The sequence below is a fragment of the Bordetella genomosp. 4 genome (assembly GCF_002261185.1).
In the GTDB taxonomy this organism is placed as follows: Bacteria; Pseudomonadota; Gammaproteobacteria; order Burkholderiales; family Burkholderiaceae_B; genus Bordetella_A.
Window position 1 is genome coordinate 38,674 of record NZ_NEVQ01000021.1, and the last position, 19,121, is coordinate 57,794.

At 60.6% G+C, this 19,121-nt stretch carries 23 protein-coding genes; 8 read left to right on the forward strand and 15 right to left on the reverse strand.

From position 1 onward, the window contains the following. Positions 1 to 35: 35 nt before the first annotated feature. From CAL20_RS20425 to CAL20_RS20435, 3 genes are all read right to left on the reverse strand, one after another. Positions 36 to 1,010, reverse strand: coding sequence for a sialic acid TRAP transporter substrate-binding protein SiaP (locus CAL20_RS20425; protein ID WP_094838820.1), 975 nt, complete (start codon positions 1,008 to 1,010; stop codon positions 36 to 38). A 71-nt stretch (positions 1,011 to 1,081) separates the two neighbouring features. Beyond that, positions 1,082 to 2,113, reverse strand: a complete 1,032-nt coding sequence (locus CAL20_RS20430) for an L-idonate 5-dehydrogenase (RefSeq protein WP_094838821.1) — start codon at positions 2,111 to 2,113, stop codon at positions 1,082 to 1,084. Continuing rightward, positions 2,110 to 2,814: a FadR/GntR family transcriptional regulator gene (locus CAL20_RS20435; RefSeq protein WP_094838822.1), complete on the reverse strand. Its 705-nt coding sequence runs from the start codon at positions 2,812 to 2,814 to the stop codon at positions 2,110 to 2,112. The genes CAL20_RS20430 and CAL20_RS20435 overlap by 4 nt, the downstream gene beginning before the upstream one ends. A gap of 169 nt (positions 2,815 to 2,983) precedes the next feature. Here CAL20_RS20435 and CAL20_RS20440 point away from each other — a divergent pair, with 169 nt between their 5' ends. The 3 genes from CAL20_RS20440 to pyrF all read left to right on the forward strand — a co-directional run bounded on the left by CAL20_RS20440 (position 2,984) and on the right by pyrF (position 5,714). Continuing rightward, positions 2,984 to 3,379: a diacylglycerol kinase gene (locus CAL20_RS20440; RefSeq protein ID WP_094822920.1), complete on the forward strand. Its 396-nt coding sequence runs from the start codon at positions 2,984 to 2,986 to the stop codon at positions 3,377 to 3,379. 134 nt (positions 3,380 to 3,513) lie between these two features. Further along, positions 3,514 to 4,845: an NAD(P)/FAD-dependent oxidoreductase gene (locus tag CAL20_RS20445; protein WP_094838823.1), complete on the forward strand. Its 1,332-nt coding sequence runs from the start codon at positions 3,514 to 3,516 to the stop codon at positions 4,843 to 4,845. 50 nt (positions 4,846 to 4,895) lie between these two features. Further along, positions 4,896 to 5,714, forward strand: a complete 819-nt coding sequence (gene pyrF, locus CAL20_RS20450) for an orotidine-5'-phosphate decarboxylase (RefSeq protein ID WP_094822922.1) — start codon at positions 4,896 to 4,898, stop codon at positions 5,712 to 5,714. Positions 5,715 to 5,791: 77 nt separating this feature from the next. Here the strand turns inward: pyrF and CAL20_RS20455 are convergent, their stop codons facing one another. The 6 genes from CAL20_RS20455 to ribBA form a co-directional block, all read right to left on the reverse strand. After that, complete coding sequence (locus CAL20_RS20455) at positions 5,792 to 6,364, reverse strand: CinA family protein (protein WP_094838824.1); 573 nt, start codon at positions 6,362 to 6,364, stop codon at positions 5,792 to 5,794. Beyond that, positions 6,361 to 6,867, reverse strand: a complete 507-nt coding sequence (locus CAL20_RS20460; RefSeq protein WP_094838940.1) for a phosphatidylglycerophosphatase A family protein — start codon at positions 6,865 to 6,867, stop codon at positions 6,361 to 6,363. The genes CAL20_RS20455 and CAL20_RS20460 overlap by 4 nt, the downstream gene beginning before the upstream one ends. Before the next feature lie 39 nt (positions 6,868 to 6,906). Next, positions 6,907 to 7,872 (reverse strand): thiamine-phosphate kinase, encoded by a 966-nt coding sequence (gene thiL / locus CAL20_RS20465; protein ID WP_094838825.1) that lies wholly within the window; start codon positions 7,870 to 7,872, stop codon positions 6,907 to 6,909. Between the two features lie 101 nt (positions 7,873 to 7,973). After that, complete coding sequence (gene nusB / locus CAL20_RS20470) at positions 7,974 to 8,480, reverse strand: transcription antitermination factor NusB (RefSeq protein ID WP_094822925.1); 507 nt, start codon at positions 8,478 to 8,480, stop codon at positions 7,974 to 7,976. Next, positions 8,467 to 8,976, reverse strand: a complete 510-nt coding sequence (ribH, locus tag CAL20_RS20475; RefSeq protein ID WP_094822926.1) for a 6,7-dimethyl-8-ribityllumazine synthase — start codon at positions 8,974 to 8,976, stop codon at positions 8,467 to 8,469. Before ribH ends, nusB begins: the two co-directional genes overlap by 14 nt. Before the next feature lie 3 nt (positions 8,977 to 8,979). After that, positions 8,980 to 10,161 (reverse strand): bifunctional 3,4-dihydroxy-2-butanone-4-phosphate synthase/GTP cyclohydrolase II, encoded by a 1,182-nt coding sequence (gene ribBA, locus CAL20_RS20480; RefSeq protein WP_094822927.1) that lies wholly within the window; start codon positions 10,159 to 10,161, stop codon positions 8,980 to 8,982. A 170-nt stretch (positions 10,162 to 10,331) separates the two neighbouring features. On the opposite strand from ribBA, the gene CAL20_RS20485 reads away from it, so the two are divergent. From CAL20_RS20485 to CAL20_RS20500, 4 genes are all read left to right on the forward strand, one after another. Beyond that, the gene (locus CAL20_RS20485; RefSeq protein ID WP_094838826.1) at positions 10,332 to 11,147 is read left to right on the forward strand and encodes an HAD-IIB family hydrolase; all 816 of its coding nucleotides are present in this window, start codon (positions 10,332 to 10,334) and stop codon (positions 11,145 to 11,147) included. Then, positions 11,144 to 11,947: an IclR family transcriptional regulator gene (locus CAL20_RS20490; RefSeq protein WP_094822929.1), complete on the forward strand. Its 804-nt coding sequence runs from the start codon at positions 11,144 to 11,146 to the stop codon at positions 11,945 to 11,947. Before CAL20_RS20485 ends, CAL20_RS20490 begins: the two co-directional genes overlap by 4 nt. Before the next feature lie 7 nt (positions 11,948 to 11,954). After that, positions 11,955 to 12,863 carry an AlkA N-terminal domain-containing protein gene (locus tag CAL20_RS20495; protein WP_254924297.1) on the forward strand — a complete coding sequence of 303 codons (909 nt, stop codon included), beginning with the start codon at positions 11,955 to 11,957 and terminating at the stop codon, positions 12,861 to 12,863. An 84-nt stretch (positions 12,864 to 12,947) separates the two neighbouring features. Next, positions 12,948 to 13,397 carry a PA2169 family four-helix-bundle protein gene (locus CAL20_RS20500; RefSeq protein ID WP_094822931.1) on the forward strand — a complete coding sequence of 150 codons (450 nt, stop codon included), beginning with the start codon at positions 12,948 to 12,950 and terminating at the stop codon, positions 13,395 to 13,397. Between the two features lie 266 nt (positions 13,398 to 13,663). On the opposite strand, the gene CAL20_RS20505 is transcribed toward CAL20_RS20500, so the two are convergent. The 5 genes from CAL20_RS20505 to CAL20_RS20525 form a co-directional block, all read right to left on the reverse strand. Beyond that, complete coding sequence (locus CAL20_RS20505) at positions 13,664 to 14,500, reverse strand: DUF2243 domain-containing protein (RefSeq protein ID WP_094838827.1); 837 nt, start codon at positions 14,498 to 14,500, stop codon at positions 13,664 to 13,666. Positions 14,501 to 14,503: 3 nt separating this feature from the next. Beyond that, the gene (locus CAL20_RS20510; RefSeq protein WP_094838828.1) at positions 14,504 to 14,788 is read right to left on the reverse strand and encodes a hypothetical protein; all 285 of its coding nucleotides are present in this window, start codon (positions 14,786 to 14,788) and stop codon (positions 14,504 to 14,506) included. Between the two features lie 69 nt (positions 14,789 to 14,857). Then, a complete protein-coding gene (locus tag CAL20_RS20515) occupies positions 14,858 to 15,646 on the reverse strand; it encodes an AadA family aminoglycoside 3''-O-nucleotidyltransferase (RefSeq protein WP_094838829.1) in 789 nt (262 codons plus the stop codon). 109 nt (positions 15,647 to 15,755) lie between these two features. After that, positions 15,756 to 16,109 carry an ArsR/SmtB family transcription factor gene (locus CAL20_RS20520; protein WP_094838830.1) on the reverse strand — a complete coding sequence of 118 codons (354 nt, stop codon included), beginning with the start codon at positions 16,107 to 16,109 and terminating at the stop codon, positions 15,756 to 15,758. Beyond that, complete coding sequence (locus tag CAL20_RS20525) at positions 16,106 to 16,603, reverse strand: SRPBCC family protein (RefSeq protein WP_094838831.1); 498 nt, start codon at positions 16,601 to 16,603, stop codon at positions 16,106 to 16,108. Before CAL20_RS20525 ends, CAL20_RS20520 begins: the two co-directional genes overlap by 4 nt. Positions 16,604 to 16,837: 234 nt before the next feature. Between CAL20_RS20525 and CAL20_RS20530 the strand changes: the two genes are divergently transcribed. Continuing rightward, on the forward strand, positions 16,838 to 17,587 hold the full coding sequence (locus tag CAL20_RS20530; protein WP_094838832.1) for an IclR family transcriptional regulator: 750 nt from the start codon (positions 16,838 to 16,840) through the stop codon (positions 17,585 to 17,587). A 29-nt stretch (positions 17,588 to 17,616) separates the two neighbouring features. On the opposite strand, the gene CAL20_RS20535 is transcribed toward CAL20_RS20530, so the two are convergent. Next, on the reverse strand, positions 17,617 to 19,116 hold the full coding sequence (locus CAL20_RS20535; RefSeq protein WP_094838833.1) for a class I adenylate-forming enzyme family protein: 1,500 nt from the start codon (positions 19,114 to 19,116) through the stop codon (positions 17,617 to 17,619). Between the last annotated feature and the right edge of the window lie 5 nt (positions 19,117 to 19,121).

The window sequence follows — 19,121 nt, forward strand, 5'->3', positions numbered from 1 at the left end:
AACCGGGGCCGCCGTACGGCCCCGTCAGTGGGCAGTTACTTGATGGCCTGGATCGCTTCCCAATCAGCTTTTTCGTAGCCGTATTGTTCGAACGGAACCTTCTTGAGCACCGTATCGCGATAGGCGGCGGTATCGACCTCGGTCACGGTCAACCCTTTTTTGCGGAACACATCGACCAGTTCTTTTTCACGCGCGATGACTTCGAGCGAGGCCTTGGCGGCAGCTTCTTGCGCGACCTCGGCGAAAATCTTGCGGTCTTCTTCGGACAGGCTCTTCCACAGCTTTCCGGAAATCACCGTATTCAAGTGATCAACAATATGTCCGGTCAGGATGATGTTCTTTTGCACCTCGAAAAACTTCTTGGCTTCGATGGTGGTCAACGGGTTTTCCTGCGCCTCTACCGTACCGTTCTGCAATGCCAGATAGACCTCGGCAAAGGCGATGGGCGACGTATTCACGCCGCAGGCGCGCGGCATAGCCAAGTAGGCCGGCACATCAGGCACACGCATTTTCAGGCCCTTCATTTCCTCGCAAGTGGAGAAAGGACGATTCGAGGTGGAATGCCGTGTGCCGTAATACGTGGTCGCCACAATGTGGTTGCGGCTTTTTTCTTCGTAGCCCTTGGTCAGCGTCTTGTAGATATCGCTCTTGGTGTAGGCCAGCAGATGCTCGGGATTACGGAAGGTATAGGGGTAATACGTCACGCCGATGCGCGGAAAACTCTTGGCGGCAAAGCTCGAGCCGGAGATGATCATGTCGACCGTACCCAGCGTCAGGCCTTGATTGATGTCGTTTTCCTTGCCCAGTTGCGAGGCTGGATACACATCGATGTGATAGCGGCCGTTGGTGCGTTTCTCGATTTCTTTCGCCGCCCATACCGAACTGGTGTGGAACGGCTCGGAGGTCTCATACACGTGCGCCCATTTCAGCGTGGTCTGGGCCCATGCGCTACCCGATGCAGCCAGTGCGGCCGCGGCTAGCAGTACCTTGAGAGCGTTACCTTGCGTCATTCTTGTCTCCTCTCTTGCGATTAAGCAGGCGACAGCGGAGTTTTTATGTTTGCCGTTGCCTTTGGTGGTGGTCAGGGTTCACATACGAGTTGCACCTTGGTACTACGCTGGCGGTCGGCCGCCAATTCAAAAGCTTCCACAGCACGATCGAGCGGCAATTGCGCGCTCATCAACGGCCGTACATCGACCCGGCGCGAACGCAAGAACGACACCGCCCAATCGAATTCGATACCAGCGCGGAATGCGCCGACGTAATCCAGCTCGCGCGCCATGATGTTGTTGGCGGGAAAGGCGATCCCTTCAGCGGGCAGCGTGCCCACCTGCACAATACGGCCGCCGCGGCGCGTTGCGCGCAAGCAGGTGTCAAGCGCGGCGGGATTGCCGGCGGCCTCAATAGACACGTCGGCGATATCCGCCAGGGCGGCAGTGTCGGCCTGATCGGACCGGATGGTCTCGTCGGCGCCGACCTGACCGGCCATCTGCAGCGGACGGTCTGCAACATCCGTCACGATCACATGCGCTGCGCCGGCTAGTCGAGCCGCAATCACGGTCATACAGCCGATGGTGCCGCCGCCGGTGACCAGCACGGTTTTGCCCAATAGTGCGCCGGCGCGATTCACGCCATGCAAGCCGATGGACAGCGGTTCGGCACAGGCCAACTCACCCAACGAGATGTCTTCGTGCACAGGGGTCAACTGGCGCTCGCCCATGACAAAGCGCTCGCGGAACATGCCCTGCACATGCGGATAGATGCTGGCGCTGCCCAGAAAACGCATGTTGCGGCACAAGTTGTCGCGTCCGGCGCGGCAGTAATCGCACTGTCCACAGGGATGCGACGGATTGATGGCGACCTTCATGCCGGGCTGTACGCGCGTCACAGCGTCACCTACGCGCAGCACGACGCCTGACGCCTCGTGGCCAGGGATCAAGGGCTCGCGTATGACAAAAGCGCCGACACGTCCATGCAGGTAATAGTGCAGGTCAGAGCCGCAAATTCCTGCTGCGCCCAGCCGCAACTCGACCTCATGCGGCGCAAGCACGCACTCATCATCATGTTCGAGACGCAGGTCGCGCGCGCCGTGGATCTTACAGGCCAGGGTCATGTTTTTACCTTGTCGGGCGCGGGCGCCCAGTTGGCGGTCAGACGATCATGCGAGCAAGACAGATGATGCCGCATGGCCTCGCGCGCACGTGCCGCATCACCGGCCGCAATGGCGTCGACTACCAAGCCATGTTCCGAGATCGCGGCCTTCCAACTCGAGGGGTTTTCAAAATAGTCGCCGAGCTTGACCGACAAGGGGTTGTGGCGTTCGTCGAACAAATCGCCCACCACGCGCAGCAACACGGAGTTGTTGCTGATCTCGGCAATACGCAAATGAAACAGCCGATCGCCCTGGATGGGTATCTGTCCAGCCGCGGCCTCTGTCTGCATGGCGTGCAGCGCTTCGCGCAATCCGGCGACTTGGGCTGGCTGGGCTAATTCGGCTGCCTGTGCCGCCAGCTCGCCTTCGACCAACTGACGAGCCCGGATGGTTTCCAGCGGGCTTTCGGCCACGACGCTATCGGCGGCGTGACTGCTGTGCACATAGATGCCCGAGCCCATGCGGACCTCGACCAGACCCTCGACCTCCAGCGCGATCAGAGCCTCACGGACAGACGGCCGCGATACGCCCAACTTGATCGCCAGGTCCCGCTCTGGCGGCAGGCGCGCGCCCACCGGGAATTCACCGCCTTGGATCAGCAGACGGATCTGGTCGGCGATCTGACGGTACAGACGACGAGGCTCAATGGGTTGAAAGGGCATGACGACCGGCTAGGAGGTAAAGTGGCCTGACCAATTTGTTTCGCATCTTGCGCCCAGATGCATAAGCCTCACAATTAGGGTTTCCGCTAGGCCCAGATTGGCAATTCGCCTGACGCGCGCAACGCGAATCTGTTAAAAACGACGCGCCTCTTTTCTACTTGCTGAATTCATGTCCCACACTCCGCACCCCTCGCCCTACAAAAGCACGGGCGGCCTGCGCCGCGTGTTGAACGCGTTGCGCTATTCGCTGCAGGGCCTGCATGCCGCCTTCAAATACGAAGCTGCATTCCGCCAGGAACTGGCACTGGCGATACTGTTGATTCCGGCGGCATTTTTCCTGGGGCGCAGCACAGACGAGGTCTTTATCCTGATCGCGTCGGTGATCCTGGTACTGGTAGTGGAATTGCTGAACTCCGCCGTCGAAGCCCTCGCCGATGCCTTGTCAGTCGAAACCCATCCCTTACTGGGGCGCGCCAAAGACCTGGGTAGCGCAGCGGTCATGCTGATGCTGTTGTTCACGGTCGCCGTGTGGGTGGGGGTGGCGATCAGCCGCTTTGTCATGTAGATGGGGACGGATGTATTTGCAACACTTTTTGCATTGCACAATACGTTTTCAATCAATAACTTAGAGAACTTGTAGTCTTTTATAAGACCGAAATTTCGACGCGATTTCGAGCGGCACACCTTATACTGGCCGCTATGGATCAAGCACCCGCCAGGCCGGCATCAGGCCAACCTCATCATGTCATTATCGTCGGCGGCGGCGCCGGCGGCCTGGAGCTGGCTGCAAAGCTCGGCCGCAAGCATGGCCCCAGACACGTCACCCTGGTCGACAGCCGGCCTATCCACATCTGGAAACCGTCGTTGCATGAGGCCGCCGCGGGAACGCTGGATATATACCAAGAGGGCCTGTCGTACCTGATGTTGGCCAACTTGTGCGGATTCACTTTCGCACTAGGCGCTGTCCAAGGCGTGGACCGCGAACGCCGGACCGTCAATGTCGCAGAAGTACGGGATGCAGTGGGCGAAGTCGTACTGCCCGAGCGTGAACTGCCCTACGACACTCTGGTGCTGGCGCTCGGCAGCGAATCGAACTTTTTCAACACCCCCGGCGCCGCGGAATACGCGGTGACGCTGGACTCGACCGAGAATGCCGAAGCCTTTCGTCTGACCATGCTCAAGGCCATGGTCCAGGTTGATCAGGCCAAGGTCAACGATCCGTCAGCCGAATTGAATGTGGTGATCGTGGGTGGCGGCGCGACCGGCGTCGAACTGGCTGTCGAGCTGCGCGAGGCTGGCGGTATTGTGGCCGCCTATGGTTTGCCGAATTTCCGCGCAGATCGGGATCTGGTCATCACCCTGGTCGAGGGTGCCCCGCGCATTTTGTCGGCGCTGCCGGAAAAAATTTCCAACGCCGCCCTCAAACGCCTGACGGAATTGGGCATCCGGGTGGAAACCAATTGCCGTGTGGCCGAGGTCACCCCCGACAGCATCAAGACCGCCGACGGCCGCGAGTTTGCGGCAGGCCTGTGTATGTGGGCCGCCGGAATTCAAGGCCTGCCCTTGATGAAGACACTCGATTTGCCGCTGAACCGCATTGGCCAACTGATCGTCAACGGCCAACTGGAATCACCTGATCCGAATATTCTGGCGCTGGGCGATTGCTGCGCCGTGCCCATGGGCGAGGATGGCCGCACGGTGCCCGCCCGTGCGCAGGCCGCGCATCAAGAGGCCAGCTATCTGATGGACAAGCTCACCGCCCGTATCCGCAACACCGATGAGCCGACAAAACCTTATGTCTATCACGACCATGGCTCGCTGGTATCGCTGGGGCAGGATGCAGGCGTAGGCAGTTTGATGGGCAAGCTCGCCGGACGCGGATTGTTTGTCAGCGGTACACTGGCGCGCCTGATGTACATGAGCCTGCACCTGATGCATCACCATGCAGTGCTGGGCATCTGGCGCACGGGGACGCTGGCGCTGGCACGCTTGTTGCTGCGCCGTACGCATCCGCGCGTCAAACTACACTGACGGCTCCTTTCTTTCTACGGCATGACTGCTGAGATTTTTCGACGCGACTAATGACCTTTATTCAACAACTCGAACAAGCCTGGGCCACCGGCAACACCCTGCTGCAAGTCGGCCTGGACCCTGATCCTCAGCGCCTGCCGCGCGAACTCGACGGCAAGCCGGATGCGATTTTCCAGTTTTGCCGCGACATCGTCGACGCCACCGCGCCGTATGCATGCAGCTTCAAGCCGCAGATTGCGTACTTTGCGGCGAACCGCGCCGAGGACCAGCTCGAGGCATTGTGCGCTCATATCCGTGACAAGCATCCAGGCTTGCCGATCGTATTGGACGCCAAACGCGGCGACATCGGCTCGACAGCCGAGAACTATGCGCGCGAGGCTTATGAACGTTATGGCGCGCACGCGTTGACGGTGAGCCCGTATATGGGGCTGGACTCGATCGAGCCTTATCTGGCGTGGAAAGATCGCGGCGTGATCGTGTTGTGCCGCACTTCGAACCCTGGCGGCTCGGATCTGCAGTTTTTAAAGCTCGACAATGGCGAACCGCTGTATCTGCATGTCGCCGGCCTGGTGGCGGACAAATGGAATGCCGGCGGCCAATGCGGCCTCGTCGTGGGCGCGACGTTCCCCAATGAACTGGCATCGGTGCGCCAGCGCATTGGCGATGCAGTGCCCTTGTTGGTGCCGGGGATCGGGGCGCAAGGCGGTGACATCACCGCTACCGTCAACGCGGGCCGCAACGCGGCGGGAACCGGGATGATGATCAACTCGTCGCGGGCAATTTTGTACGCGAGCGGCGGCGATGATTGGCGTGATGCCGCCGCCAAAGCAGCGCGCGATCTGCGTGATGCGGTGAACGCGGTGCGTTGATTGATCTGCTAGCCCAGGCCGCAGCATAGGCATCGCTAGAGATGCGGCTTGTCGCCGGGACGTAATGCCGGCCCGAGTCAGGGCCGGCTGCGATTCACCGGCTCGCCAATTAATTCCAATAGCCCCCGCAGGGCATAGACCACCGAAGCCTGCCTGACCTGAGCCCGGTCGCCGGGGAATACCTCCGTCAGCGCACGCGACGTAATGCCATCGGTACCCCGCATGGCAAAACCAAAGCACACCATACCGACCGGCTTGCCCGGCGTAGCGCCGCCCGGCCCGGCGATGCCCGTGGTCGAGGCGGCAATGTGCGCGTTCGGCGTCGCCAGCAACACGCCATTGGCCATCTCCAGCGCGGTGGCTTCGCTGACCGCGCCATAACGATCGAGCGTATCGGGAGACACGCTGATCTCGGCGACTTTGGCCGCATTGCTATAAGTCACGAACCCGCGCTCGAACCATTCGCTGGAGCCCGCCACCGACGTAATCGCCCCCGCCAACAAGCCGCCGGTGCAGGATTCTGCTGTGCCCATCAGCCAGCCGCGGCGCTGCAAGGCAGCGCCCAGGCGTTCGGCCAAGCCCAAAGCCTGGGCGTGAGAAAGCGAGGCAGGCGCCAGACCGGGCACGGGCTTGTGGGGGGTGGTACTCATGCAAAGGCTCCCAAACGCACGACAATTGCCATGACAAGCAACGCATAGGCGGCCGCGACAATGTCATCCCACATCACGCCAAAGCCGCCTTTGATCTTCGAATCAAAGTATTTGATGGGCGGCGGCTTGGCAATGTCGAACAAACGGAACAAGCCAAAAGCGAGCAGTTGCGCATAAAAGGTGTCGGGCGTGAGCCACAAGACCAGCCAGAACGCGACCATCTCGTCCCAGACAATACCGACGTGATCGCCGACTTGCAACTCGCGGCCCACGCGATGGCAGGCCCAGCATCCATAGAGAAATGCCAGGGCCAGGAATATGCTCATGGCCAGATCCGAGGCTGCCCCCGCAGCGACGGCCCAAATCAACCACGCCAATAACGTGCCCCACGTACCCGACGCGGGACGCAACAAGCCACTGCCCAGGCCAAAGGCAATCAGCCTGCCTGGATCGCTCATGACCCAACGCGCCGAGGGATAGGCTACCCGCGTGCGGTCGCGCATGGTCTTGGACGACGAATCAGAAGAAGCATCGAGCATGATTCAAGACACCGGAAAATGATCAAAACCGCGCGGTAGTGCCGACAATGGTTGGCCATCTGCACCCAGCACCACCACACCAGGGGTCTGGGTGATATGGCCCACTCTCGTCACGGCTGCGCCCGCGCGCGCCGCAGCGCTGAGGACCTGGTCATGTTGGTCCGCTGCCGCCGTAAAACATAATTCGTAAACATCGCCTCCGCCCAGTACGGCTTGCGTCAGAGCGGCGGGAGGCATGCCATGCAAGGCAGGCGCCACTGGCATCGCATCGTAATGTAATTGCGCCCCCACCCGGCTTGCGGACAGGATGTGCCCCAAGTCTTGTAATAGGCCGTCGGAAATATCGATCGCTGCATGGGCTACGCCAAGCAGGCCCTGCCCTAAGGCAACACGAGGCTCGGGCCATTCGAGCGCCCGGCGCGTTGCGGCCAACAAAGTGGCATCCGCGGGCAAATGACCATCCAGCAGGCGGTACGCAACATCCGCAGCGCCCAACGTACCGGATACCCAGATTTCATCGCCCACCTGCGCCGCATCGCGGCGTAGGGCACGATCGGCGGCAACCGCGCCAAAGATCGTCACGCTGATCGCCAGATCGTGCGGGCTGCGGGTCGTATCGCCCCCGATCAAGGGGCAGCCATGCATATCGGCGAGCGCGTGGAAACCCTGCGCAAACGCCGCCAGCCAGGGCTCGTTCGCCTGGGGCAATGCCAATCCGAGGACACAACCGACAGGACGGGCGCCCATTGCCGCCAGATCTGAGAGGTTCACTGCCAGCGATTTGTGGCCTAGCGCCCGTGGATCGACATCGGGAAAAAAATGCCGACCCTCGATCAACAAATCGGTGCTGGTCGCGATGTGCATTCCCGCAGGCACAGGAAACAACGCGCAGTCGTCGCCCACCCCAAGCAGGCCCGCAGGCGCGGGTCGAGTGAAGTAACGCGCAATCAGATCGAATTCAGACGACAAAGAGAAATGCCCCCCACGCTGCCCCTATGGGTTGCTACCCCCCCAAGGGCAGTGTTTCGCCTTGGGGCGGCCGCAACCGCCGCCGGGTCAGCCTCCTACGCTCAGCGGCGCTGAGCGGCTGCGGCCTGGACTTCGGTGGTGCGCACGTCGGCGGCGAGCTTATCGAGCACGCCGTTGACGAACTTGAAGCCGTCCGTGCCGCCGAACGACTTGGCCAACTCGACGGCCTCGTTGATGGCGACCTTGTAGGGGACCTCGACGTGATGCACCAGCTCGAAGCTGCCGATCAGCAAAATACCGTGTTCGACCGGCGACAGCTCGCTCAACGGACGGTCGATATACGGCGTAAAACGCTCGCGCAAGCTGGGCGCCTCGCGAAACACGCCGTGCAGCAAGGTCTTGAACCACTGTGCGTCCGCCTCGGAAAAATCGTCAGCATCGCGCAGGTGTGCGTCGATCTCGCCGGCGTCCTGCGTGCCTTCGCCGCCACGCAGCAGCCACGCATACACGCCTTGTAAAGCAAACTCACGGGCGCGACGGCGGGCGCTGCGGGCGTTGGCGCGTGCCTGGGCAGCGCTATCCGCGGCGGTCGGTTTATTCGTTGTCAAAATCTTCTTCCTCGTCTTCGTCCTCGTCGTCCTCTTCGGGCTCCAGCGCCGCGACCAGGTTGGCCATTTCCACGGCGACCAGGGCGCAATCGCGGCCCTTGCCAGCCGCACGGGCCTGTGCCTGCTCGTCGGTGTCGACGGTCAAAACGCCATTGGCCACGGGGATGCCAGTTTCCAGAGAAATGCGGGAAATGGCGGTAGCCATTTCGTTGCTGACGACTTCAAAATGATAGGTTTCGCCGCGAATGACCGCGCCCAGGGCGATCAATGCGTCGAACTCGAATGTTTCGGCCATGTGCGACAACGCAACGCCCAGCTCGAGCGCGCCAGGCACCGTCGCGACCATGATGTCGCGCTCGTCCACGCCCTGCTCGGCCAATTGCTGCAGGCAAGCGTCGAGCTCGGCCTGGCCGATTTCCTCGTTAAAGCGAGCGCGCACGATACCGATGTGCAGCCCTTCGCCATTCAGATCAGGGGTAAGGATGTAAGGATTCATGTGTCAGCCTTGTGAAGTGGCGGGGGTTGAAGGGTCGCAATCGTAACCCGTAACGGTCAGCGAAAAGCCGGCCATGCTGGGCATTTTGCGCGGACGCGCCAGCAAACGCATCTGGCCGACGTTCAGATCACGCAGGATCTGGGCGCCGATACCATAGGTGCGCAACCCGTAGCGATCGCCGCCATCGGTGCTGGTTTGCTGGGCGTTGCCGGCCCAACCCGCGATTTGTTGGAACAGGTGTTCGGTAGAGGATTGGCAATTCATCAAGACCACGACGCCAGCGGGCGTCTTGGCGATGGCTTGCAACGCACGGCCCACGCCCCAGCTGTGAGGCGTGCTGCCGGTATCCAGGGCATCGAGAATGGACGCGGGCTCGTGCACGCGCACTAGGGTTTCACGCTGCGGATCGATATCGCCGTGCACCAGGGCCAGATGGGCCGAGCCGCTGGCGGTATCCTGGTAGGCCACTGCGCGGAATTCGCCCCAAGCGGTCTGCATGGTGCGCTCGCCGACGCGCTTGACCACGGACTCGTGCTCGCTGCGGTATTGGATCAGATCGGCAATTGTGCCGATTTTCAGATTGTGCTGGCGAGCGAACTGAACCAGATCAGGCAGACGCGCCATCGTGCCATCAGGGTTGAGGATCTCGCAGATGACGGCGGCAGGCGTCAGGCCGGCCATGGCGGTCAGGTCGCAACCGGCCTCGGTATGGCCCGCGCGCACCAATACGCCGCCGGGCACGGCACGCACCGGGAAAATGTGGCCCGGTTGCACCAGATCGGCGGGTTTGGCGTCACGCGCCACGGCGACCTGGATGGTGCGGGCCCGGTCAGCAGCCGAAATCCCGGTTTCCACGCCGACAGCAGCCTCGATGGATTGGGTGAAATTCGTGCCGTATCGCGTGCCGTTGCGGCTGGCCATCAGCGGCAGCTCGAGTTGGCGGCAGCGCTCTTCGGTCAGTGTCAGACAGACCAGCCCGCGCCCATGGGTGACCATGAAATTGATCGCCTCGGGCGTTACAAATTCGGCCGCCATGACCAGGTCACCCTCGTTTTCACGGTCTTCTTCGTCGACCAGGATGACAATGCGGCCGGCGCGCAGCTCGGCGATGATCTCTGCGACAGACGCAATACCGAAGGATTCGGGTGCGGCGTCAGGGGAAACGGAGGCAAGCGGGGCGGACATGACGTCAGGGAAACCGGCTGGGGAAAAACGTGATTTTACCTGCCCTTGCGGCCTGCTGGGGCCAGCCCCCGTGACAAAAGCCCTGCCCTGGATCCGGCCACCTGCCCGAGCGCGTCCCCGAACGGTACACTGCGGTCAGAAAAACTCATCAGAAACCAGACAAAACAGCCATGCAAGACCTTGCGTCCCTCCCCGCCTCCGTTGCCGCAGCCGTTCAGATCGTACTGACCGATATCGACGACACCCTGACCACCGAAGGCCGTCTGCCCGCCGAGGCCTATCATGCCCTGGAGCGTCTGGACGCCGCCGGGATTCAGGTCATCCCGATCACGGGCCGTCCGGCAGGCTGGTGCGATCACATCGCCCGCATGTGGCCGGTGCGGGCCGTCGTGGGCGAGAACGGCGCGTTTTATTACGCCTATGATCGCGCCGCGCGCCGTATGAAAAGCCATTATTGGGCCGATGCGCAGACTCGCGCGGCCAATCGCGAACAGCTCAATGCGATTCGTGACCGGGTACTGCGCGAGGTGCCGGGCACGGCAGTTGCCAGCGATCAGGATTACCGAGTGGCCGACCTGGCGATTGATTTTTGCGAAGACGTGCCTGCCTTGCCGGATGAGGCAATCAGCCGGATCGTGAGCATTTTCGAAGCAGCCGGCGCGCAGGCCAAGGTGAGCTCGATTCACGTCAATGGCTGGTTCGGGGACTACAACAAACTCAACATGACGCGGACCTTGTTCGAACGCGAACTCGACCTGAATATTGATCAAGTCCTGTCTGACTGCTTGTTTATCGGGGACTCGCCCAACGACGAGCCCATGTTCCAGTTTTTTCCGATTTCCGTCGGCGTCGCCAACATACAGGCGCTGTTGCATCGGTTGACGCATCAGCCGGCCTACGTGGCGTCGCGTCACGGAGGCGGCGGGTTCGTGGAAATGGCTGAGCGTCTGTTGCAAGCTCGCGAAGCACAGGGGCAGCAAGCATGACGGCGGCGGCCAAGCCTAACGATGGGCGGCGGAGCATTCAATCAGTAGAGGTCGGCTTTCCCTTGCTGGCTGCGTTGGTGGATGCCGGCAAGCCTCTGACTTTGCGCGATCTGGCTGCAGCGGCAGGGATGACCTCAGCGAAAGCGCATCCGTATTTAGTCAGTTTCACTCGTGTCGGTCTGGTACAGCAGGATGGAATTACTGGCCAATATGAATTAGGGCCTTTTGCGCTGCAAATGGGGCTGGTCAGTTTGCAGCGATTGGATCCGGTGCGCGTTGCCTTGCCCGAGATTGCTGAATTGCAATCGAGTATCGGGCATACCTTGGGTATTGCAGTACTGGGCTCGCATGGTCCCACGATGATTCATATGACCGAGGCCAGTTATCCAGTGCATGTGAACATGCGCAAAGGCACGGTCATGTCCATGCTGCACACGGCAACGGGATTGGTGTTCGCCGCATGGCTGCCGCCCAAAGTCGCCGAACACTATATCCAGCGTGAAGCAGGCGACACCGCTGTCATCGCCGGCCAACAGCCGCCTCGCAAAGTGAGCTATGCCGATGTAGAGGCGCGCTTGGCGGACATCCGCGTGCACGGGATGGCGCGCGCGATTGGCAATCCATTGCCGGGGGTAGACGCGTTGTCAGTACCCGTGTTTGATAACACAGGGAACGTGACGTTGGCGTTGACGTGCCTGGGACCATCGGGATTATTCGATGTGGCATGGGACGGAGCCATTGCGAAGCCGTTGCTGGCTTGTGCAAACGAAATTTCGCGGAAACTGGGATACCGGAAATAGGCATCGCATGAGGCGACATCGCAATGCCATGGAGCAAGTCAACCACGCGTTGGACTACCGTCCGCCCTATCAATGGGACGCCATATTGGCGTTTCTGTCGGCGCGCGCCATCCCTGGCATAGAGAGTATCGAGTCGAATACCTACGGCCGTGCTGTAGCGTTGACGGGGCTCGACGGAAAAATGCACTCGGGATGGATACGCGTGAGCCATCTGTCGCGGGAACAGGCACTCAATGTCGAAGCCTCAGCTTCACTACAGCCCGTTCTGCCGCAAGTGTTGGCGCGTGTGCGCCATCTCTTTGACCTCGATTGCGATCCAGTGGCCGTCGATGAAGGACTGCGCGTGATGAACGACTTGGCGCCGGGACTACAGGTGCTGGGAACGCGGTTGCCAGGCTGTTTTGACTCTTTTGAAATGGCAGTGCGGGCGGTGCTTGGACAGCAAATCACTGTGAGCGCGGCGCGCACGTTGGCAAGCCGCGTGGTGAATCAGTACGGCACGCCGGTTCAGACGGGCATCGCAGGCTTGTCCCACGCCTTTCCTGCGCCGGAACGCATACTGTCCCTGGACGGAGATATCGAGAGCCATCTCGGCCCGCTTGGCATCATACGCACTCGCGCCAGGACGATTCTCGCGCTCGCGCGAGCGCTGGCCGAAAGCGAGATCGACTTCGGCGCGGACGCGCAGCCCGAACAAGAGATCGAGAAACTGTTGGCACTGCCTGGCATCGGACCGTGGACCGCGCAATACATTGCGATGCGCGCAATGGCGTGGCCCGACGCATTTTTGCCGACTGATTACGGCGTGAAAAAGGCTCTGACGCCGCGTACACCAAAGCAGATCGTCGAGCTCGCAAACGGATGGCGTCCGTGGCGCAGTTACGCGACGATCAATCTCTGGAATTCTTTGCACTGAAGCAGCTCAGGCACAGTACTTGCTGAGCCATAACGGCAAGTGGGGCGTTTCGCCCTGGGTGTGTTAACCGTTATGGAGAAAAGCATGGCCGATCATGTCGTCAAGGTACTGAACAACCTTATTGAAACTTCCAAGAACGGCGAAAAAGGCTTTACCGCCGCTGCCGAGGACACTAAAAACCCCGAACTGCAAACGCTATTCAGGGATCGTGCGCGCGATTGCGCATCCGGCGCTGCCGAGTTGCAAACCGTCGTCGTTCAACTGGGCGGCAAGCCCGAAGACAGCGGCACGGTGGCCGGCGCTATGCATCGCGGATGGACGAACCTAAAAGCCGCCGTCACTGGCCGCAGCGACCTCTCCATCCTCGAGGAATGCGAGCGCGGAGAAGATGTCGCAAAAGCCCAGTACAACGACGCGCTGAAAGAAGCGCTGCCGGAGGAAATCCGCGCCCTCGTTGAGCGTCAGTATCAAGGTGTATTACGCAACCACGATCAGATCCGTAATCTGCGCAATCGCTACAAAGACGCGACGTAATGTCATACGCGCCCGGCTATTGCCGGGCGCTTTTTTTTCAGCGGTCCGCCGGTTCGGCAAAATACCGCAGACAGAGCCTTCAAACCGTGGAGCAACGCCAACGCCCGTCGAAATGACGGTTCAGGCAAATCCCGTGCAAAAAAGAAATCCGCATGCGGTAGTCCTGTAGCGTACGACAGGCAGCATTGTTGTAGCTGTCCGCTATCGCAACAAGACAATTCGAAATACCGGTATTGCCAGTACCCAGCAGAGAACAGGCCTGGAAATTAGATCGGCGCAGCCTGCCGCTGTGTCGAGAATGCGGGCCTTTGGCCCGTCGTTTGCAACCACACCGAGCAGCCCGCTGGCGCGGTTGTCCCGCTAACGTAGAGCGCACCGGATCCGTATAACGCGAAGCTCTGTCGGAACGATAGATTCCGGACCACCCACACGCCGCCAGCACGGTCCGTCCAAACGATGCGAGCGTCGGTTCCGTCCAAGGCTTGCAGCAAGTCTGCGGCCGAGGCATTTGGGCGCAGCGCCACCACCGTCGTGCCATTGTCACCGCGCAAGGGAAATAGATTGGCCGCGGCCGCCCCGCCCAACACGACGATCAGTAAACCAATGGCTACACGGCCCGCCCCCATTGATCCGCCTCCGTTGAAACGGCCGCGCCAACCGAAGAAGAACGGCACTAATCCAAAAACCACCAGCCATGCGACGTCCCAGAACAGCGGCATATTGGAATCCATTCGGATGCGGTGGATCCCGGTGACCCAATGAGAGAACACGGCATCGACGATATGCCAGGCACCGAACCCCATCCAGAATGCCGGCCATAGCGAACGAAGCGATACTGCCGGTGAGCTGCCACGCAGCCGGAACAGGACCCACAAACCGGCGGCGGCCAGCACATACATCAGCGCATGGAACACGCCATCGACTGCCACCTGCACGCGCAAGTCTCCCAGGATTCCTGTCTGGATGGCAGACAGCAGATGATGCCACTGCAGGATCTGGTGCAGCAGAATGCCGTCGAAAAAGCCCCCCATGGCAAATCCCAGAAGGTAACCGGCGCGGCGCACACGGCGATCGGATGCATCAGCAGCAGATGAGATGTCCACGCGTCACTCCGGGTTCTTTGGCCCACTACGCTTGGGCATCACGGCTGGCGTCTCGTCGGCGGGCTTGAAGACGCCGGAGTCTTCGTCTGCTCGGGGGTTTGGTGAACCGTCGAACTCCGTCGCCTTGTGGCCAGTGGGGGATGTCCGCTTTTCAGGCTCGCGTTGCTCGTTCGATTTCTTCAGGCCACCCTGCACGCGAGACGCAATATCTACCTGCGACTCGCTACCGGGTTCGGGCGTCGCAGGCTGCCTGTGGTGCGGCGGGCCGTTATGCTTTGATGATTGCATGGCTGTCTCCGTTTATGGCTGGGAGTACAGCGCAGCAAGCGGCGTGCCTATTTGCCCCCGTCACTCCCTCTATTGCAATTTCGCTCTCACGCTAGAACGGATGTGGTTCAGCAATTCTGCGCGCTCTCGTGGATAGGCGGCGAGATTATCTGTCCCTGATCCGAGGTATGCATCTCTCGCAGCCATGACGATTTTCTGGTGCTCGATTGGCAAACGCTGTAGGGCCCAGTCAGCTGCGGCATCTTTCGATGCGATATCTCCCGTCATCGCTGTGTACCAAATGCGGACCAAGGCCAGGACAATGTTTCTTTCATCGCCCTCCCAATCTGCCTCGGTGTTCCAGAGCGCCAAGGTGTCTGATAGCGAACGCTGCACATCGCGCAGAGGGATTTCGTCGAAAAATTCCTGGGCCGCGGGACCGTACAGGGGCACGCTATGCCGCCGCACCTTGGTCAACAAGATCGCCAGGTCGTGGTCCATCATCGCCGGCTCGATAACACCAGCCTTGATATCCTCACGTAGCCATTCACCGAATTGCATTTGCCGCTGTGCCGGATATCGCCAGGGTTTCACGTCTGCTTGGGCCAGTATGGTCACCTCTAGCGCTCGAAGTGCAGCATCGGTACACGGGAAAGCCGACACCGATAACAGATCGGACATCAAAGTGGCTCTGGTTGAGTCATCCAGCGCAGCGCTCACCGTAATCAGTAGATCGATATCGCTGGATGGTTTTAAGCCACCGTCCACCGCGGAGCCGAACAAGTGAATCGCCAGAATCTTGTCGCCCAGGTGTTTTTCCAAAATTGAAAGCGTGTCTGATACTTGGTCTGCGATTGATTCTGGAAACTTGATAGGCATGGTGAAGATGACGTCGTTATGTTGCAGGTGTTAGTCGTGGCCGAAAACGCTCAAAGGCAAACGTCCGTGGTGCGCCCATAGAGAACTTGCGACGCGCGAAAGCGCGCAGTCAGGACTCGTCGCGCTCAACAAACGCTGACAGCCTCGCGAGCGCCTGATCCCATTGCGCTGAAATCTGATCGAGATATTGTTGAGCCTGCAGCAGCCCCCGAGGCTCGAGCCGCCACACGTTTTCACGACCGCTTCTCTCGTTGCGCACCAAGCCTGCGTCCGACAACGCATGCAAATGCTTCGTGACGGCCTGACGCGAAATATTCGCGCCTTGCGTGAGCAGCGCAATCGATAGCGGACCTGCGTCGCACAGTTTGGCAACGATGCGAAGACGCGAGGGGTCTCCGAGTGCGGCGAATACTGGCGCCGTACTAATGAGCCTTTGCGCGGCAGTCGTAGACGCACGGGTCACGATGAAAACTGATCGAGGTATTTCTCGATGAGCTTCAATTGATGTGTCCAGCCGCCTTCGTTGCCCGTGAATGCCTCGGCGCGGCGCTCGAGCGGAATGGCATCGAACCCGGACTCTCTGATCACGAGCAGCGTACCTTGCTCGACGTCTTGCAGACGAAACTCGACGAGCGTCATCGGATCGTTTGAGTAGTCTTTGTTGACGTCTGTCGCGCTCGGATGCCAGCGAAAGGAAAAGAGATCCATCGGTTCGATCCGCTCAATGCGGAACTCGAACGGAATCCCAACGTAGGGCTGCTGCAGCTTGGCGACCTCGGGATCAACCTGTGTCGGAACAATCCGGCCGGTCAGCCGAGTCCCGGCGGCAAACTCGCCATCGAACTCGACCCCGAACCAGGTGCCGAATTGCTTCGCCTCGGTGATCGCCCGCCACACACGCTCGCGAAGAGCACGCAAGACGATTCGCTTTTCGATGTAGTCAGGGGTAGGATTCATTACGCAACCTCCAGGTTGCATAAACTATAACTCCGGATGTTATGCGGAGCAAACTCAATATGCGCCGCAGTTTGAGTTTCAGTTCCTATGAAATGGGACACATTGTCTGGCCCCACGATACAACCGTACTCCGAGGTCCTATTTCCCCTCACCGACGAGAGCACTCCGCCTCCTCGGTCGACACACACACGATGTGTAAAATGTCCCTGTTTTCCCAATATTCAGGAAATAGGCATGGACAAGACGCTACTCAAAGGCCTGACCGTTCTCGAAGCCGTCACCGACGTGGAGCATCCGTCGCGCACGATCGAGGAACTGGCGGCCCGGGTAGGCTTGACCCGCAGCAACACGCACCGCACGCTGCAGACGTTGATGCACGCCGGCTATATCGAGCGCGACGAAGGCACCGGCTACCGTGGCGGCATCCGCCTGTTTGAACTCGCTGCGCGTCAGCTCGGTAACCTGGACCTGCGCAGAATCGCGGGCCCTGCCATGCGCAAGCTGGCGGCTGACACCGGCGAAACTGTTCACCTTTCTGTGCTCGACGGGATCGAAGTTGTCTACATCGACAAGATCGACAGTCCTCAGCCGATCCGCGCGTATTCGATGATCGGGGGCCGCGCGCCAGCGTATGCCGTAGCGACAGGCAAGGCCCTGCTCGCCCATCAGCCTGAGGGCTATCTCGACGCGTACGCAGAATCGCTGAGCCGCCACACGGGCGCCACCATCACCACGCTGCCGTTGCTGAAAGAAGACCTGCGGCGTGCAGTGCGCGTCGGCTACGCCCTGAACCGGGGAGAATGGCGAGATGGCGTGGGCGGCGTTGCGGTGGCGATCTTCAATGCCCTGGATGATGTGGTGGCCGCGATAGGCATTTCGGGACCGCTGGACCGGCTGTCGTTAGGCCGAGCCAAGGAACTGGCCTCCGACGTCAAAGCCTGTGCCGCCGACATTTCGGCAGCGCTCGGGCACAAGGCACCCTGACGGACAGATGGCCGGCACCTGTCGAAACTTCACGATATAACGGCCGCCTGGCGCTGTGTTTCCACCCATTTGGCGACCGCCTTGCGATCAATCTTGCCCACCGCATTTTCTGGCAATGCCTCACACCGGTACACGTTGTGCGGAACATAGATACGCCCCAGCCGCTGCTGAACTGTGGCGCGCAACGCCGCTTCGTCGACGGAGGACGCAGTACGATCCGTCACAATCACTGCCACCGGCACTTCACCGAGATCATCATCGGCCTGGCCCACTACGCAACATGCCGCGACGCCAGGAAACGATGCCAGCACGTCCTCGATCAATTTGGGCGAGATGTTTTCTCCACCCCGGATAATCACCTCCTTGATTCGGCCAGTGATAGTGAGGTAACCCTCGGCATCGAACCGGCCGAGATCGCCGGTATGCAGCCAGCCATCGCGCACTGGATCATCCCCATCGTGTCCCAGATACTTCAGCATCAGCGCATCACCGCCTATGCATATCTCGCCCTCGCCTCCTCTCGGCACAGGCGCACCAGCGGCATCAAGCAGGGCAACCTGCTGACCGGCCAGCACTGTCCCGACGGTTCCTATGCGGCGTGCGCCCGGAGGATTCATCGTAGAAGTGCAAGTCGCTTCGGACAAACCATAGGAGACCACCAATTCGCAACCCGTGAACGTCTCGATCTCGCGATGCAGCGCCGGCGTAATCGGCGCCGAACCGCAGCGCATCAGCCGCAGACGGGCAAATGCGTCTGGCGAGATCTTTTGCTGCAGCATGCGTGCATACATGGTGGGCACGCCGGTGAGGATGGTCGGGCGAAAGCGCGACAACACATGAGGCAAGGCCTCGGCGCGAAACCGGTCGGCCAGCGCAATCGTCGCACCGCAGGCCAGCGGTGCAAAGACTTGATTATTGATGGCGTTGGTATGGTGCAGCGGCATCAGGTGAAGCAACACGTCCGCCGATGTCAGCGCCGTGTGCGAGATGACTCCATGGGCGTTGAGCGCCAGCCCGCGATGCGCCAGCAACACGCCTTTGGGTTTTCCGGTGCTGCCCGAAGTGAACAGCAATAACGCGGCGTGATCCGGCTCGGGATTATCCGCCCAGAACGGAGCAGCGCCTTGCAAATCGTTAAGCGGCAGCACATGCCCGTCGGGCAACCCGGACATCTCTGCGCAAACCGCATTCTCCTCATCGTGCACGATCCAACGTAATTCCACGGCCTGCACCCGGCGTGCAGTTTCCTCTGCCGCAATACGCGGCTCCAGTGGGCACGGGCACGCGCCAGCGGCAATGCAGCCCAGCAACATAAGCACCTGCGCGGGGCCCCGCTCCAGTGCCAATGCAACGTAGTCGCCCGGCTGTACACCGGCGCGCCGAAGCCCCCCGGCCAGCACACGCACATCGTGATCCAGTTGCGGATAAGTCCAGCTGTGCTGTTCGGTAACCAACGCAAGCTGGTCTTGAAATTCCGGCGCACGCCAGACCGACTGCCAGACCTGCGGCAGGCTCGAGATCGCATTCATGGTTG